The following is a 16,246-nucleotide window of genomic DNA, read 5'->3' on the forward strand; positions in this document are numbered from 1 at the left end:
CACACTCAACCACCGCAAACAAGTGACCGCAATATCTCGCGCTGATTTCGTAAATCTTTGACAGCCGCGTGTCTCACTCTGTCCGCGCCTGGGCGGTGGACCCGCGGACGACCAGTTCCGGCTCGAAGAGCAGCTCGCTGTGCGGCACTTCCGCGCCCTGGATCTGGGCGTTGAGCAGTTCCACCGCGGCCCGCCCCATCGCCTCGATGGGCTGGCGGACCGTGGTGAGCGGCGGCTCGGTGCACGTCATGAACGCGGAGTCGTCGTAGCCGACCACGGACACGTCCTCGGGGACCCGCAGACCGCGCCGGCGGGCCGCCCGCACCGCCCCGAGCGCCAGCGGGTCACTGGCGCACACGATGCCCGTCACCCCGCGCTCCAGCAGCCTGGACGCGGCGGCCTGGCCACCCTCCAGGGAGAACATCGACCGCTCCACGAACTCCTCGGCCAGCGCGCCGCCCGCAGCCCCGACCGCCGCGTTCAGCCGCCGCCGTGAGGGAACGTGGTCGGCGGGGCCGAGGACCAGGCCGATCCGCTCGTGCCCCAGGGACACCAGATGGCGCCAGGACTGCTCGACGGCGACGGCGTCGTCGCAGGCCACGCACGGGAAGTCGAGGCCGTCCACGGCCGCGTTGATGAGCACGACGGGAATCCCGCGCTGGGCGAGCAGCCCGTAGTGGTCGTGCGGCGCGTCCGCCTGGGCGTAGAGCCCGCCGGCGAACACCACCCCGGAGACCTGCTGCTGGAGCATCAGCGCGACGTAGTCCGCCTCCGACACGCCGCCCTTGGTCTGGGTGCACAGCACCGGCGTCAGCCCCTGCTGCGCCAGCGCGCCGCCGATGACCTCGGCGAACGCCGGGAAGATCGGGTTCTGCAGCTCGGGCAGGACCAGTCCCACCAGGCGGGCGCGCTCGCCCCGCAGCTGTGTCGGCCGCTCGTAGCCCAGGACGTCCAGCGCGGTCAGCACCGCCTGCCGGGTCGCCTCGGACACTCCGGGCTTGCCGTTGAGGACCCGGCTGACCGTGGCCTCGCTGACCCCCACTTTTTTCGCCACTTGAGCAAGTCGTCGCGTCATGAACGCAAGCGTAGCGCAAACGCTGCAAGTCGCTTGCGCTACGCTCACGAGCCGCGTGGCTCCGGGTCTGTTGCGGAGCGCTAGCGGTTGATCACGAACTGGGAGCCGGGCTCCACCACGACGTCGCCCTGGGCGGAGCCGGTGATGGTCACGTCGGTCAGGGTGGCGCTGCCACGGGCGCCGCCCATGGCGAGGATGCCGGACCCGTTGTTCGACTTGCTGATGGTGACGTTGCGGATCTGGACGCCGGGGGTCGCGCCGCCACCCGTCTTGAACTGGATGCCGTCGTAGGTCGAGTCGTGGATGTCGGTGTCGCGGATCGTGACCCCCGGGATGTCGGGGCCCTGCGCGAACAGGGTGATCGCGCCGAACTCCTGGGCCTCGCCCCAGAAGGCGCCGCCGGTGCGGTACAGACCGTTGTCGGCGATCAGGGTCTGGCCGGAGAACGGCAGCGGGTCGTGGTCGGTGGCCAGCATGATCCCCGGGTAGTTCATGGTGTCGGAGATCAGGTTGTTCTCGATGGTGTTGCCGTATCCGCCGTAGACCGCGATGCCGTTGGCGCGCCAGGGCAGCTGCACGGTGTTGTTGCGGAAGTGGTTGTCGTGGCCGATGTCGACCGAGGTGTCCTTCACGTACTTGCTGGCCCACACCGCGAGGGCGTCGTCGCCGGTGTTGCGGAAGGACGAGTCGAACACGGTGGAGTTGCGGGTGCCGTTGGCGAAGTTGACGCCGTCGGCGTAGGTGTTGCGGATGCGTACGCCGCTGAACTCGACGCCGTCGCCGGGGCCCCACAGCTCGGGGATGTTGGAGTAGTCGCGGCCGACCCAGGCGCCCACGTTGGCGTGCTCGATCCACACGTTGGTGATCTTCGTGCCCTTGCCGAAGCGGCCGTTGAGCGCGACGCCGCCCTCGGCGCCTCCGTCCCCGCCCCGGATGGTGCCGGAGCCGAAGACGGCGAGGTCGGAGATCTTCGTGTTGTGGTCGATGTCGAAGCCGAAGTTGCCCTCGTGCGGGTGGTTGATGCCGCCCGCCTGGTGCGGCGGGGTGAGGGAGTACAGCTGGGAGTGCCACATGCCGGCGCCGCGGATGGTGACGTCCCGGATGCCCACCTGGTTGTACTGCCCCCGGTTCAGCGGGTCGTCGGTGAGGATCTTCTTCTCCTGCCGCCACTGTCCGGCGGGGATCCACACGCAGCGGATGTCGCCCTGCTGGTCCGCCGTGACGGCGCGCTGGAGGGCGTCCGCGTCGTCGATGCCGTCGTTGGGCACGGCCCCGTAGGCGGTGATGGAGACGCAGTCGGCGGGCTTGGCGGCCGGTGGGGCGACCTGCTCGAGATCGATCAGGTCGATGACGTAGAACGCGGCGTCGTCCCCGGCGTCGCGCTGGAGCCGGAAGGTGGTGCCCGCCGGGTAGGTGTCGGTGAGCAGCGCGTGGGACTCGTCGAACAGCCGCCGGGCGTCGCCGCCGGGCCGGTTGGTCAGGCCCTCCGGGTCGTCGGTGGTGCCGTAGAGCCAGCTGTGCTTGGAGGACAGGGTCAGCTTGCGGACGAACTTCCCGTCGGCGTAGAGGCTGATGGTGGCCTCCCGGCCGCCGCCGGCCGCCGCGTCGGGGATGGAGTTGCGCACGACGATGGAGTTCGACGGGCTGGTGGAGGTGAACTCCACGTACTGCCCGGTGGAGTCGAGGCGTACGGACTCGCGGCCGGAGGACTCGGTGGCGAAGTTGGTGTGTCCGAAGGTCCGCTTGGCGTCCGCCTTGAGCAGGGTGCCGTTGTGGCGGCCGTGCTCCGCCTCGTACGCGACGTACGGCACGGCCGCGCCGCGTCCGACGACCAGGGAGCGGGCGAGGACGTTGTTGTTCTCGTTGGTCTCCGTGACCACGGAGGTGGCGTCGGCGGTCGCGGTGAGGGTGGCGCCGCCGCTGACGGCGGTCCAGCTGCCGCCGATGGCGACCGTGGCGGTGCCGCCGGCGGGGACGGCGTCCGTGGTGCCGTTCAGGGTGGTGGCGCCGACGGTGAGCCGGGTGACGGATCCGGCGGGCACCGGGCTGGTGCCGCGGTTGCGGACGGTGACGGTGAAGGTGACCTTGGCGCCGACGGCCGGGCTCGCCGGGCTGGTGGTGATGGCGGTGACCTCCAGGTCGGGCCCGGGGGCCTGCGTGACGACCAGTTTGGCGGCGGCGTTGCGGCTGTTGTTGCCGTTGTCGAGTTCGGCGACGGTGTCGGTCGGGTCGACGACAGCGGAGACGGTGTAGCCGCCCATGGGGCGTTTGCCGACGGCGACGGGCACCTTGACCGACTCCCCCGCGCCGAGGGCGCGCACGGGCGCGCTGCCCGCGACGGTGCCCTCGAGGCTGACGTTCACCGTGGTCGCGGGGGCGGCGGCGGTGCCCGTGTTGCGGACGGTGGCGTCGACCGTGACCAGGTCGGCCTCGGAAGGGGACGCGGGCGACCAGCTCAGATCGGTGACGGTCAGGTCGGGCGCGGGCGCGGCGGCGCCGACGACCTCGAACTCGGCGACCTGACCACCGCCTGCGCCGGTGTTGCCGGAGAACTGCAGGCGTACGTCCGCGTACCGGCCGGAGACCGGGATGGTGACCGTGTTCCGGTTGCCGGAGGGGCTGAAGGTGTAGTCGGCCCGGTCCTTGATCGAGGTGAAGGCGGACTCCCCCGCCTTGCGGCCCAGGACCTGGATGCTCTGGGTGCGGGTGCTCCAGACGGGGTCGGGGTTCAGCTTCAGCACGACGCCGGTGAGGTCGGCGTCGGCACCGAGCCGCACCGTCAGCGCCGACGACTGCCCGCTCGCCTCCCAGTACGTGCCGGTACTGCCGTCGTTGGCGTTGGCGGCGACGTAGGTCTGGGTGTGCGACGTGGCCTCGATCGGCTTGCGCAGCGCGAGGTTGGTGCCGGCCGGGGGTCCCGGGTCACCGCCGCCGGGGTCGCCGTACACCTCCAGCTCGGCCAGCTGCGCGGCGTTCCAGCCGGTGTTGGCACTCACCTGTACGCGCACGTACCGCGTCTCGGCGGTGACGTCGAGCGTCACCGTGTTGCCGGACGACGGCGAGAAGGTCCGGCTCGCGGAGCCGGACAGCGTGGTGAAGTCCCTGCCGTCGGTACTGCCCTGCACGCCGGCGGTCTGGTTGCGGGCCTCCCAGGACGCGGGGAGCTTGAGCACCAGCCGGTCGACGCCGACGGTGCCGCCGAGGTCCACCTGCACCCACTGCGGGAACGCTCCCGCGGGTCCTTCCCAGTACGAGGCCTGACTGCCGTCGGTCACATTGCTCGCCGGATAACCACTGTGCGCCCCGCCGGCCGTGACCGGCCTGCCGAGCGCCAGGTTGGATACCTCCGCGGCGGGTTGGGCGGCACGTCGGGTGGTGGCCTGCGCCGCCGGGGTTGCCACGGGCAGCACCCCGACCGCGAGCAGCCCGGCCGTCACCAGACCGGCGAGTCCCCGCCGGCCCTGATGTCTCCGTCTCATTGGCCCTCTCGTTCCCTTGACGGGCGTGACGGGCTCACCAGGCGGGGGTGGGTCACGGGCGGTGCGCAGTGGGGAACGGTTCCTGTCCTGGTGAGGCCGAAACGCTGCCGATCCGATTCTTGAGCGATTTCGTCAATCTTTTGCAGCGCTGAGCTGACAGGTTTCTACCGAGCGTCGGCTTTGTCAACGGCTTGGTACGGGCCAAGGAAAAGCGACTGCCCACGCGGGCGGTCGCACCACCGGGTTCAGGCGACGGAGGAGCCTATGGTGCGCAGCGTCGCCGAGCGGCGCATCAGCGCCGCGTACACGACCGCTGCGACGGCCATGCCCGCCGGGAGGGCGATGTCGATGCCGTCGAGGGCGGCGGCGACCGGGCCGGTGTAGAGGGTGTTGACGGAGAGCGCGGCGGCGGTGACGCCCGCGGTGAGGGCGAGGGCGCCGGGCCAGTTGACGCCGGCGGTGTACCAGAAGGGCCCGGCGGGGGTCTCGTCGGTGAGCGCGGGACCGTCGTAGCGGTTGCGGCGCAGGAGGATGTCCGTGGCGTAGACGGCCATCGCGGGGCCGAGCAGGACGACGGTCAGCTGAAGGACGTCGGAGACGGTGTCGAGGAAGTCGGAGACCAGCAGCGCGTACAGCGTGAGGGCGACGGCGACGGCTCCGTCCACGAGGACGCTGATCGTACGGCGGACGCGGAGGCCGACGGCCTGGAGGGCGAGGCCCGCGCTGTAGACGGTCAGGGCGTTGATGGCGATGGTGCCGAGCACCAGGGCGAGCAGGAAGACCGGTTCGAACCACGCGGGGAGGATCGCGCCGAGCGCGGTCTGCGGGTCCGTCATGTCCACCGCCGTCGCGGCCAGCGCGCCCAGCGAGCAGACCACGACGCTCGGCAGGAACGCGCCGACGGCGGTCCAGCCGACGATCGCCTTCGCGGAGGCCGTACGCGGCAGGTAGCGGGAGAAGTCGGCGCTCGTGGTGTACGACAGCGGGCCGGACGCGGTGAGCGTGATCCCGGCGAGGACGGTGGCCCACAGGTCGGTGCCGGTGAGGGGCGCGGCGGGACCGTGGCCGAAGTCCGCGCGGCCGGCGACGGCCACGGCGACGACGGCGAAGACCGCGGTGAGGGCGAGGGTGATCGGCAGGTAGAGCCGGAGGATCAGGGCGTGGCCGTAGACGCTGATGGTCAGCGTGAGGGCCGCGATGACGACGATGACGGCCGCCTTGACGCCGGTGTTGAGGGGGATGCCCGCCTTCTCGACCAGGGTGAACGCGGAGGTCGCGGCGGCGGCCAGGTTGAGCGCGAAGTAGCACACCGAGATCAGCCAGCCGGTGACCGCGTTGTTCACCCGGTTCCCGCGTACGCCGTACACCGCGCGCGTGATCACCTCGCTGGGCGCGCCCGCGGCCGGGCCGGATATCGCGAGCAGGCCGGTGAGCAGCCAGAACAGGTTTCCGACGATGATCACGACGACGGCCTGCCACAGGCTCAGCCCCATCAGCACGAGCGCGCCGCCGACGACGAGGCTGAGGTAGTTGACGTTGGCCGCGGCCCAGACCGAGAACAGCTCGCGGGGGCGCCCGCGACGCTCGCTGTCGGGGATCAGGTCGATGCCGTGGGCCTCGACGCGGACCGAATCGACCGGGCCGGCCGAGGTGACCCCGCCGGCCGGGCCGGCCGGGCTGACCGGGCTGACCGGGCTGACCGGGTCGTCGGGCGGTACGGCCTCGTGTGGGTCGGGGGTCGTGGACACCATGCGTCCTCCGGGGAGCTGGAGAGGGATGGGTGGCGTCGACCCACGTTTATTGGTCGTGCACCCAATAGTTGCTTATTGGCCGCACACTCAATAGAATCCGGGGTATGTCGTCAAGCGTTCCGCGCAAACGAATCCGCAAGGACCCGGCCGCCCGGCGGGCCGAGATCGTCGACGCGGCGGCGGGAGTCGCCCTGAGCGAGGGCCTGGAGTGCGTCACCCTGCGGCGGATCGCCGAGGAACTGGCCGTCCGTCCGGGTCTGATCAGCCATTACTTCCCGTCCGCCGAGGACCTGGTCGCCGAGGCGTTCGGCAGCGCCGCGAGCGCCGAGATCGACGCCCTGCTGCCCGAGGAGCGGCCGGAGGGCACCCCGACCGAACACCTGGCCCGGTTCCTCGCGCGCACCACCGGCGAGGCGTACGACGCCGTCAGCCGGCTGTGGATCAACGCCCGCCACCTCAGCCGCTACCGCGAGGTGCTGCGCGAACGCGTCGCCGTGCAGGAGGCCGTCTGGCGGGCGCGGCTGGAGGGGCTGATCCGGCAGGGCGTGGAGAGCGGCGAGTTCCGCACCGCCGATCCGCTGGTGACGACCCTTCAGATCCTGGTCGTGCTCGACGGACTCGGCGTCGACGTCAACGTCGGCGACGAGGATCTGCCGGAGGCCGTGACCCGTATGGCCTTCCTGACCGCCGAGCGCGAACTCGGCCTGGACGCAGGCACATTGACCCGCGCCGCCGGCGCCGCGCGTGAGCCCCGCTGACGTCCCGCCCGACATCCCGGCAGCCCGCTGACGTCCGACCGCCCCCGAACGTCCCCCGATCCGGCAGCCCACGCTGACGTCCCGCCGTCCCGAACCTCCCCTTCTCCATACGCAAGGAGCCCCCGTGACCCCCGACCTCGTCCTGCTCTCCGCCCGGCTGCTCGACCCGGGCACCGGCGAGTTGCTGCCGCACACCGCGCTCGCCGCGGGCGGTGGACGGATCACCCACCTCGGGGACGACCTCGAGGTGCGGGCGCTGGCCGGACCGGGGACCACCGTCATCGACGTACGGCAGGCCGTGGTCACCGCCGGCTTCACCGACGGCCATCTGCACCCGGTGTCGGGCGCCGAGCGCACCATGGGCGTCGATCTGTCCGGCTGCCGGGACCTGGCGGCCGTACGCGCCGCCCTCGCCGGGGCCGTCGCGGCGCTGGAACCGGGTGCCTGGCTGCGCGGCTGGGGCCTGGACCCGAACGCGTTCGGGGACGCGCCCGTCGGCTTCGCCGCGCTCGGTCCGGTGCTGGACGGCGTACCCGCGCTGCTGGACCTGTTCGACGCGCACTCCGCGGTGGCCAGCCCCCGGGCCCTGGAGCTGGCCGGGGTGACCGGTCCCCGCCGGTTCGAGCAGGCCGCCGAGATCGTCTGCGACGCCGAGGGACGGCCCACCGGACTGCTGCTGGAGGACGCCGCCTGCGAGGTCGTGGAGGCGGTCGCACCCCGGCCCACCGAGGCCGAACTGCGGGCCCGTACCGCCGAGGTGCTGCACGCCATGGCCGCGGCCGGGCTGACCGGCGGGCACGCCATGGACGCCAACGGCACCAGCCTGGCGACCCTGGCCGCGCTCGACGACGAGGGCACCCTGCCGCTGCGGCTGCGGGTGGCGCCCTGGTGCCAGCCGGGCGCGGACGACGCGGCGGTGCGCGAGCTGATCGGGCTTCAGGGGACCGGTGGACGGCTGTGGGGGGTCGCCGGGGTGAAGCTGTTCATGGACGGCACGATCGACAACGGCACCGCCTGGCTGGAACGCCCCGACTGCCACGGCGAGTCCACCCACGCCTTCTGGCCGGACCCGCGGCGGTACACCGAGATCGTCGCCGAGCTGCACGCGGCGGGCGTGCCGACCGCCACCCACGCCATCGGTGACGCCGCCGTACGCCACGTACTCGACGCGGTGGAGCGGGCGCGCGCCGCGCACGCGCGGCCGGTGCGCCACCGGGTCGAGCACATCGAGACGGTGCCCGACGACACCGTACGGCGCTTCGCCGCGCTCGGGGTGGTCGCGTCCATGCAGCCCACCCACTGCTGCGAGTTCACCCGCGCCGACCACACCGACAACTGGTCCCGGCGGCTCGGCGAGGAGCGTGCCTCGCGCGCCTTCCGCTGCCGTGACCTGTGGGACGCCGGGGCGCGGGTCGTCCTCGGCTCCGACTGGCCCATCGCGCCCTTCCCGCCGCTCGGCGTCATGGCCGGGGCGCGCCACCGCCGCCCCGCCGACCTCTCCCTTCCCCCGCACGGCCCCGAGCAGGCGCTGACGCCGCTCCAGGCGCTGCAGGGCGTCACCGTCAACCCGGCCTGGGCCGCGGGCGAGGAGCACGCGGCCGGCCGCCTCGCCGTCGGCCACCGCGCCGACCTCACCGTCCTCGCCGACAACCCGCTCGACACCGCCGACACCGACCTCGCCGGCCTCCCCGTCCTCCTCACGGTGGTCGCCGGCCGCCCCACCCATCGCGCACCGGAGCTGTGAGGCGGCGGGGGATTCCGCGGGGCGGAGCGCGCGGGTCCCCGGTGACGTGAGGCAGACAACTCGCCTCAACAGCCAACGCACAGCTCTCTTTTCCCCTCTTGCACGGCGAAACCCCCCACCGTGAGAAGGGAAACACGCCGTGCGCCCACCCACGCGCATACGCCCCGCGTCCGTTCGGCACGCGATCCTCGCCGTCGCGGCGGCGGGATCGGTGCTCGCGACACCGCTCTCCCCCGCCTACGCCGCCTCGCCGCCCCCGGCGCCCGACCTGCGCGCGGATGTGAACCGGGACGGCCGCGTCGACGTCACCGGCGGCACCGACACGGCCGGTGAGGACACCTGGACCGTGCGGCGGGGAGCGGTCCACCTGCCCAACCTCGACGACGACACCAAGCGCTGCCCGACGACCGGCCCCGACGGCAGACCGCTGTCCGACGCCAAGCTGGCCGCCTGCAACGACGCCTCCGACGGCAAGGTGAACGGCACGGCCGACGCCGCCGACCTCGCCCGGGTCCGTTCCGTCCCGATGCCCGGCCTGGCGGCGGGCGCCAAGGGCAGCGTGAAGGTGACGACGGGGGCGAAGCACACGCACGTCTTCCTCCAGCGCTCCGGCGCATGGGTCCCGGTCACCTCCGAGACCCGGCTGACCGCCGCCGAGCTGCGCGCCGGAGCCGAGTTCGGCGTCGAGGCCACCGATGTGATCCGGGACAGCGCCGTGTGGGACGGCCGCGCGGTGATCCGGCTGTCGGTGACCTCCGGCGGCCGGACCACCTCCGACTCGGTCACCCTGCGGACCGCTCCCCTCCTCACCCACCACCACCTGCAGAACACCCGGCAGGTCATGGTCACCAAGGTGAGCGGCGCGGGCGAGTACGGCCGTCTCCAGCGCCGGTTCGTCAAGGACCTGGAGAAGGAGGTCGAGGCCGCCGGCATCACCAAGCCGCTGGTGACCTTCGAGAAGTACGGCGACCCCTGGGCGCAGGACTTCGTCGAGCCCGCGTACGTCAGCATGACCGGCCCCGGCGGCAAGCGGCACGTGATGCGGGTGATGCTCCGCTCCGCCCAGCTCGACCGCGAGGCGGGCCGGGAGCTGTTCGAGAAGGTGCGCGGCCGGGACGTGGGCGTCGTCCAGGTCAAGGACCGCACCGAGCCGGACGACTGGTCGCTGAACTCCATGGGCAACCTGGAGACCATCCCGCCGTACGCGCACGGCGGGCGCTCCTTCCCGGCCGGGCGGATCATCATGGGCTGGCGCAAGGACAGCGGTCAGCGGCCGTCGCCCGCGATGCGTACGCTGCTGAAGTCGCAGGGCCTTCAGGACCCGCTGCTGCTGGACACCTCCTGGCTGGGCGTCGGGCACGTCGACGAGTTCGTGCAGTTCCTGCCCGCCGACACCCCGCGCGGCTGGCGGATCGGCGTCGCCGACCCGGAGGCCGGCCTGCGGCTGCTGCGCGACGCGCAGGCCGGCGGCCACGGCGCGACGAGGATGTTCTCCGTCCCCGGCCTCGGCGCCGACATCCCGGCCCCGAAGGAGACCATCGACCAGGTCCTCGCCTCCCGGCACTTCGTCGCCGACAACTCGATGGCGGCCGAGCGCATCAAGGCGAACCTGGAGATCCTGAAGAAGGAGACCGGCGTCACCGACGCGGAGATCGTCCGCGTTCCCGCCCTGTACACCCGTGAGGCGGAGACACGGGCGGCCGACGGCGACGAGGTTCCCATGCCACGGCTGACGCGGCTGGGCGGCGGCACCTCCCTCGCCGACACGTTCCAAGACCGCGGCCAGCAGAAGTGGCTCGCCGAGAACGGCGACCGCGCCACCGGCAAGGCCGCCCGGGCGACGGTCATGACCAGCGCCTACGTCCCGGGCGCGGTCAACGGCGTGCTCCTCGGCCGCGACCGCTACCTCGCCCCGCGCCAGTGGGGTCCGGTCGTCGGCGGCAAGGACATCTTCACCGAGGCGGTGAACACCGCGTACCGCCGGGCCGGTCTGAAGGTGTCGTACATCGACGACTGGTACACGTACCACCTCGGCATGGGCGAGGTGCACTGCGGCACCAACACCCTGCGCGACGCCTCCGCGGCCTGGTGGGCGGCCCCGCGGCGGTAGCCGTGACGACTCGCGGCACGCACGCCGGGCGCCGATGATGCCGCGTACCGCTGGTACACCTGGCGCACCGTGCGGGAGCTGCGGGACGCCGGACGGGACGTGGCGGCCGGGCTGGGCTGCGCCGACCCGGACCCCGGCCGCGCTCTGCGCTGTCTGCGGGCGCTGCCGGTGAAGCGGATCCTGGACGTGCCGCACGTCATGAACGTCTTCCAGGCGTTCGCGTTCGGCGAGGGCGTGCTGCCCGACCTGCCGGAGAAGGCCCTGGAGGTGGGGCGCTTCCACCGGGTGCCGGTGCTGTCCGCGGCGACCCGCGACGAGCACCGGCTGTTCGTCGGGCTGACCTGGGACGCGACGAGCACCGGCTGTTCGTCGGGCTGACCTGGGACGCGGTGAACGGCAAGCTGACCGCGCGCGGCCGGTTCACTCCGGCGCAGGCGCGGCTCGCCGACGCGGTCACCGACTACCGGGCGGCGTTCGCCGCGACCGGCCGGCCGGGGCGGCGCGGTCTGGCGCCCTGGCCGGCATTCGGGCCGGCGTTCGGGCCCGGCTCACCGGCCCCGCACACCCAGTCGCCGGCGCCCGACGCCGTCACGAGGGTGGACTACGCGGCCACCCGCAACCTCGGCTTCTGGCGTCGCCTGGGCTGAGCGGAGGGCCGTCGGCGCCGTGCTCAGCCCAGGGACTTCCCCGACTCGACGACGATGCCGTACAGGTCGCCGATGGTCGCGAGCGCGCTCCGGTGGATCTGCGCGGCGGGCACGTGCGTCCCCGCCGCCGGCAGGGGCCGGGTCGCACAGGCGTCGGCGACGACGGTGGGCCGGTAGCCGCGCAGGAACGCGCCCTGGGCGGTGAACAGCACGCACATGTGCGTCATGAGACCGATGACGATGACGTCCTTGTGTCCGGCCGCGTCGACGAGGTCGCCCAGCTCGGTGCCGACGAACGAGTCCGGGACCTTCTTGACGACGACGGACTCCCCTTCGACCGGAGAGACGCTGGGGTGGATCTGTCCGATCTCGGCCCGGATGTCGTACGGGGTGCCCTCACCGCCGTCGTTGACGACGTGGATGACCGTGGCACCCGCCTCCCGGGCGCGGCCCAGCAGCTCGGCGGCGGAGTCGAGCGCCGCCCGCCAGCCCTCGAGTTCCATCACGCCACGGACATAGGTGTTCTGGTAGTCGACCAGGATCAGGGTGGCGTCGGCGAGCGAGGCGGGCGTCTCGTCGAAGCCCATGAGTTCACGCAGCGTGGTCGTAGCCATGGAAGTTCCCCTAAGAGTTCTCACGCCAAGTCCTTTGACGGGCTTGGCAGTTGTGGCTCCGGGCGGGCGGGGCGCCGCACGCGTCGGCCACGTCCGGAACGCTACGGGCCCGCTCCACGTGTCGGCAATGTCATCTAACCTGCAGATCCGGACATCACCGTTGCCGACCGGGCGGAGACAGACCCCTTGAACACCGTGGGACGACTCGTCGTCATCCTTCTCTTCGACGGCGTCGACCTCCTCGACGTCACCGGACCGCCCGAGGTGTTCTCCCTGGTGCGGCGTGAGCTGGGCGAGGCGTCGCCGGTCTACCGGGTCGTCCTGGCCGCCGAGACCCTCGATCCCGTCACCACCGCCGCCGGGGTGCGGGTGCTCCCCGATGTCACCTTCGAGGAGGTGGTGAGGGAGAGCATCGACACCCTGCTGGTGCCCGGCTCGGTCGAGACCGACGACCGGGGCCGCGTCCGCGCGCTCACCGACCCGACGGTGGTCGGCTGGGTGAAGGCCCTCGCCGAGCGGACCCGCAGAGTCACCTCCGTCTGCGTCGGGGCGCATGTCCTGGCCGCCGCCGGGCTCCTCGACGGCCGGCGCGCCACGACCCACTGGTCCACGGCGCGCCAGCTCGCCGCCGAGCACCCGGAGGTCCGCGTCGACGCCGACCCGATCTTCATCCGCGACGGTGACGTGTGGACCGGCGCGGGGATCAGCGCCTGCCTCGACCTGTCCCTCGCCCTGGTCGCCGACGACTTCGGCGAGGCGCTCGCGCTGCGCGTCGCCCGGCAGCTCGTGATGTACCTGAAGCGCCCCGGCGGGCAGAGTCAGTTCAGCGTGCCCCTCGAGCCCGTCTCCACGACACGGCGCGTCGAGGACCTGCGCCACCACATCATGCGCCACATCGCCGAGCCGCTCACGGTCGCCGACCTCGCCGCCCACGCCCATCTCAGCGAGCGGCAGCTCACCCGTGTCTTCAAGTCCGAACTCGGCATGACCCCGAGCGCCTACATCGAGTCCGTCCGCGTCGAACTCGCCCGCCACCGGCTGGAGTCCACCGACGCGACACTGGAACGCATCGTGTCGGCCTGCGGGTTCGGCACGACGGACACCCTCGTCCGCGCCTTCCGCCGCCGCCTCGACACCACCCCCACGGAATACCGCCGCCGCTTCCGCGCCGCCACCGGCTGAGTGGGCGTGGTCCGGGACGTGCCCCGCGGCACCCGCGGACCGGCACCGCGCCGGTCGCCTGAGGCGGCGCGGGCGCGGTGCCGGTGTGCGGGCGGGATCAGAAGGTGAGTTTCCAGCTGTCGATGTAGCCCGTGTCCTGGGCGGCCACGTCCTGGACACGCAGGCGCCAGTCGCCGTTGGCGGGCTCGGCGGAGGCGTCGACGGTGTAGGTGGTCGTGACGTTGTCCGCGGAGTCGGAGCTGCTGGAGTTCTTCAGCCGGTAGGCGGTGCCGTCCGGGGCGAGCAGGTCGACGACCAGGTCACCGCGCCAGGTGTGCTTGATGTCCACGCCGACGCGCAGTGCGGCGGGGGCGTTTCCGGTGCGGCCCGTGACGGAGACGGTGGACGTCACCGCTGCGCCGTTGTCGGGGATGGCGACGTCGGTGGTGTTCTCGTACGTCGTGCCCGGCGGCGTCGGTGTCGCCGTGCCCAGGGTCCAGACGGCATGGGCGAGGGCGTCGCTGTTGCGGTCGAGAGCGGTGTCGTTGATGTTCGACGTGGTGTCACAGGACGAGTGGTAGCAGCGGTCGAAGGCCTGGCCCGCGGTGCCGCCCCACTTGGCGGCCTGCGCCGATGTCTTGGTGCGGCTCGCGCCGGTGAAGAGGCCGCCGACGGGTATGCCGGCGTTCTTGAAGGAGGCGTGGTCGGAGCGGCCGTCGCCCTCGGTCTCTATCTCGGTGGGCACGCCGATGCCCGCGTACCAGTCCTTGAAGACCTTCTCGATCGCCGGGTCGTCGTCGTAGACGAAGTAGCCGGGGTTCGGGGAGCCGACCATGTCGAGGTTGATGTAGCCCGTGATGCGGGCGCGGTCGGCGGCGGGGAGGTTGTTGACGTAGAACTTGGAGCCGACCAGGCCCAGTTCCTCCGCGCCCCACCAGGCGAACCGCAGATGCTTCGTGGGCTGGAGCTGGGCGCGGGAGACGGCGAGCGCGGTCTCGAGGACGGCGGCGGAGCCGGAGCCGTTGTCGTTGATGCCGGCGCCGGACGAGACGGAGTCGAGGTGGGCGCCGGCCATGACGACCTGGCTGGGGTCGCCGCCGGGCCAGTCGGCGATCAGGTTGTAGCCGGTGGCGCCGGAGTAGGTGAACTGCTGCACGGTGGTGGTGAATCCGGCGGCGTCCAGCTTGGCGCGTACGTAGTCGACGGAGGCCTTGTAACCGGGGCGGCCGTGCGCCCGGTTGCCGCCGTTGGCGCTCGCGATCGACTGGAACTGGGTGAGGTGCGCCTTGACGTTGGCGAGGGGGATGTCGGGCGCCGCGAGGGCCTGCGATCCGGTCACCGCGGAGGCGGTCGCCGAAGTGGCGGCTTCGGTGGCCGAGGGGGCGGAGGCGGCCGGTGCGGCGGCGAGCAGCGCGGCGGCCAGGGAGAGGGCGGTCGCCGTCGCGGTGCGTCTGAAACGGCGTCTGGGCAGGGTGAACTGGGGAGTCGTCACGTGGGGGGTCCGCACTTTCTCGTCGTGGGTGGGGTTGCCGGACGGGATCTGAAGCGGTGGTGCCAGAGCTGTGCGGGTGCTGTGTGTGCCCGATGGTCAGCGAGATGTCGATGTCCCGTCAAGATGCTTGCCGGACATCGGTGTTCGCTGAGCGGACAGCAGGGGTGTGGTGGCGTGGGCGGCGGTGCGTCCGCCGACACGGTGGGCGGTGGTGCGTCGCCGGGCGCGACGCGGGCCCTCCGACCCGGTGGTCGGCAGTGCGTCGCCGTGCGCGACGCGGGCCCTCCGACCCGGTGGTCGGCAGTACGTCGCCGTGCGCGACGCGGGACCCGCCGAAGCCGGCCGGCCGACCGGCCGGGGGGGTGACTACTCCTCGCCGACGCGGACCACGGCCAGCGTGATGTTGTCCGGGCCGCCCGCCTCGATGGCCGCCCGCCACAGCTCGAACGCCGCACGGCCGTCGTCGTGCTCCCGGAGCACGTCCTCGATGACGTCGTTCGTCAGCGGGTCGGTCACGCCGTCGGTGCAGATGAGATAGCGCTCACCGGGCGACAGCGGTACGGGGGTCACATGCGCGTGGATCTCACGGAAGACGGGGCTGCCGCCGAGGCACTGGGTGACGAGGGACGTGGTGCGCTGCCCGGGCTCCAGCGGCGGGCTGTCGTCCACGCTGAGCTGGCGCAGCCCGTCCGGGGAGAAGGCGAGGACCCGGCTGTCGCCCACGTTGAACACCAGCAGCGAGTCGTTCCGTACGACGGCACCCGCGACCGTCGTCCCCATGGTGGCCAGCTCCCCGCCCGCGTCGCCGCCGGCGGCGTCGTAGACGGCCCGGTTGCAGGCGTCGAGGACGTCCCGGACGGCGTCCTCGGTGCCGAGACCGGGGCCGTTCGCGGCGAGCCCGCGGACCACGAGAGAGCTGGCCAGGTCGCCGCCGGGGTGCCCGCCGAGGCCGTCGGCGACGGCGACGACGAGCGGGCTCCCGAGCGGGAAGACCAGGGTCTGCGGGCTCTCGGTCACGGTGGCGCACAGGGTCCAGGGGCCGATCACGAGGCTGTCCTCGTTCCGGGCCCGCCGCAGCCCGGCGTGGCTGAGCGCACTCACAGCGACGTACTGCATGGGGCGCCACCGCCTTCCGTACCGGCCACGTCGGCGGGGCCGGGTCCGCCTCCCAGTCTAGGAAGGCCGGCAGCCGGGCAGGCCCGCCGGGGGGACGGCGAGCGGGCAGGCCCTGTGCGGGGCGGCGGCCACGCAGGCCCGGGGCCGGTCCGCGCCGCGCGGGGGCGGCGCGCGGGCCCCGGGTCCGGTCCTCGGCGCGCGGGAGCGGCGCGCGGGCCCCGGGTCCGGTCCTCGGCGCGCGGGAGCGGCGCGCGGGCCCCGGGTCCGGTCCTCGGCGCGCGGGAGCGGCGCGCGGGCCC

The 16,246-nt window shown here is 72.8% G+C and carries 12 protein-coding genes; 6 read left to right on the forward strand and 6 right to left on the reverse strand.

What is annotated here, in order from left to right; genetic code table 11:
- Nucleotides 1-73 precede the first annotated feature (73 nt).
- From ACIG0D_RS23195 to ACIG0D_RS23205, 3 genes are all read right to left on the reverse strand, one after another.
- Entirely contained in the window at nucleotides 74-1,075 is a 1,002-nt protein-coding gene (locus ACIG0D_RS23195) for a LacI family DNA-binding transcriptional regulator (protein ID WP_399803938.1), read from the reverse strand.
- An 80-nt stretch (nucleotides 1,076-1,155) separates the two neighbouring features.
- Nucleotides 1,156-4,554, reverse strand: coding sequence for a CARDB domain-containing protein (locus ACIG0D_RS23200; RefSeq protein ID WP_399803941.1), 3,399 nt, complete (start codon nucleotides 4,552-4,554; stop codon nucleotides 1,156-1,158).
- A 245-nt stretch (nucleotides 4,555-4,799) separates the two neighbouring features.
- Nucleotides 4,800-6,305, reverse strand: coding sequence for a purine-cytosine permease family protein (locus tag ACIG0D_RS23205; protein WP_399803944.1), 1,506 nt, complete (start codon nucleotides 6,303-6,305; stop codon nucleotides 4,800-4,802).
- 104 nt (nucleotides 6,306-6,409) lie between these two features.
- Between ACIG0D_RS23205 and ACIG0D_RS23210 the strand changes: the two genes are divergently transcribed.
- The 5 genes from ACIG0D_RS23210 to ACIG0D_RS23230 all read left to right on the forward strand — a co-directional run bounded on the left by ACIG0D_RS23210 (nucleotide 6,410) and on the right by ACIG0D_RS23230 (nucleotide 11,564).
- Nucleotides 6,410-7,063 carry a TetR/AcrR family transcriptional regulator gene (locus ACIG0D_RS23210; protein WP_399803947.1) on the forward strand — a complete coding sequence of 218 codons (654 nt, stop codon included), beginning with the start codon at nucleotides 6,410-6,412 and terminating at the stop codon, nucleotides 7,061-7,063.
- A gap of 124 nt (nucleotides 7,064-7,187) precedes the next feature.
- On the forward strand, nucleotides 7,188-8,807 hold the full coding sequence (locus tag ACIG0D_RS23215; RefSeq protein ID WP_399803950.1) for an amidohydrolase: 1,620 nt from the start codon (nucleotides 7,188-7,190) through the stop codon (nucleotides 8,805-8,807).
- Between the two features lie 139 nt (nucleotides 8,808-8,946).
- Complete coding sequence (locus ACIG0D_RS23220) at nucleotides 8,947-10,917, forward strand: protein-arginine deiminase domain-containing protein (protein ID WP_399803953.1); 1,971 nt, start codon at nucleotides 8,947-8,949, stop codon at nucleotides 10,915-10,917.
- A 69-nt stretch (nucleotides 10,918-10,986) separates the two neighbouring features.
- Nucleotides 10,987-11,295 (forward strand): hypothetical protein, encoded by a 309-nt coding sequence (locus tag ACIG0D_RS23225; protein WP_399803956.1) that lies wholly within the window; start codon nucleotides 10,987-10,989, stop codon nucleotides 11,293-11,295.
- An 11-nt stretch (nucleotides 11,296-11,306) separates the two neighbouring features.
- Complete coding sequence (locus ACIG0D_RS23230) at nucleotides 11,307-11,564, forward strand: hypothetical protein (protein ID WP_399803959.1); 258 nt, start codon at nucleotides 11,307-11,309, stop codon at nucleotides 11,562-11,564.
- 23 nt (nucleotides 11,565-11,587) lie between these two features.
- Here the strand turns inward: ACIG0D_RS23230 and ACIG0D_RS23235 are convergent, their stop codons facing one another.
- Entirely contained in the window at nucleotides 11,588-12,178 is a 591-nt protein-coding gene (locus ACIG0D_RS23235) for a cysteine hydrolase family protein (RefSeq protein ID WP_399803962.1), read from the reverse strand.
- Nucleotides 12,179-12,364: 186 nt separating this feature from the next.
- Here ACIG0D_RS23235 and ACIG0D_RS23240 point away from each other — a divergent pair, with 186 nt between their 5' ends.
- Nucleotides 12,365-13,360, forward strand: a complete 996-nt coding sequence (locus ACIG0D_RS23240; protein WP_399803965.1) for a GlxA family transcriptional regulator — start codon at nucleotides 12,365-12,367, stop codon at nucleotides 13,358-13,360.
- A gap of 97 nt (nucleotides 13,361-13,457) precedes the next feature.
- Here the strand turns inward: ACIG0D_RS23240 and ACIG0D_RS23245 are convergent, their stop codons facing one another.
- Both ACIG0D_RS23245 and ACIG0D_RS23250 read right to left on the reverse strand, forming a co-directional pair.
- On the reverse strand, nucleotides 13,458-14,831 hold the full coding sequence (locus tag ACIG0D_RS23245; RefSeq protein ID WP_399803968.1) for a M28 family metallopeptidase: 1,374 nt from the start codon (nucleotides 14,829-14,831) through the stop codon (nucleotides 13,458-13,460).
- 366 nt (nucleotides 14,832-15,197) lie between these two features.
- Nucleotides 15,198-15,947 (reverse strand): PP2C family protein-serine/threonine phosphatase, encoded by a 750-nt coding sequence (locus tag ACIG0D_RS23250; protein WP_399803971.1) that lies wholly within the window; start codon nucleotides 15,945-15,947, stop codon nucleotides 15,198-15,200.
- Between the last annotated feature and the right edge of the window lie 299 nt (nucleotides 15,948-16,246).

Origin of the sequence: Streptomyces sp. NPDC052773 (genome assembly GCF_044547145.1) — a bacterium.
Classification (GTDB): Bacteria; Actinomycetota; Actinomycetes; order Streptomycetales; family Streptomycetaceae; genus Streptomyces.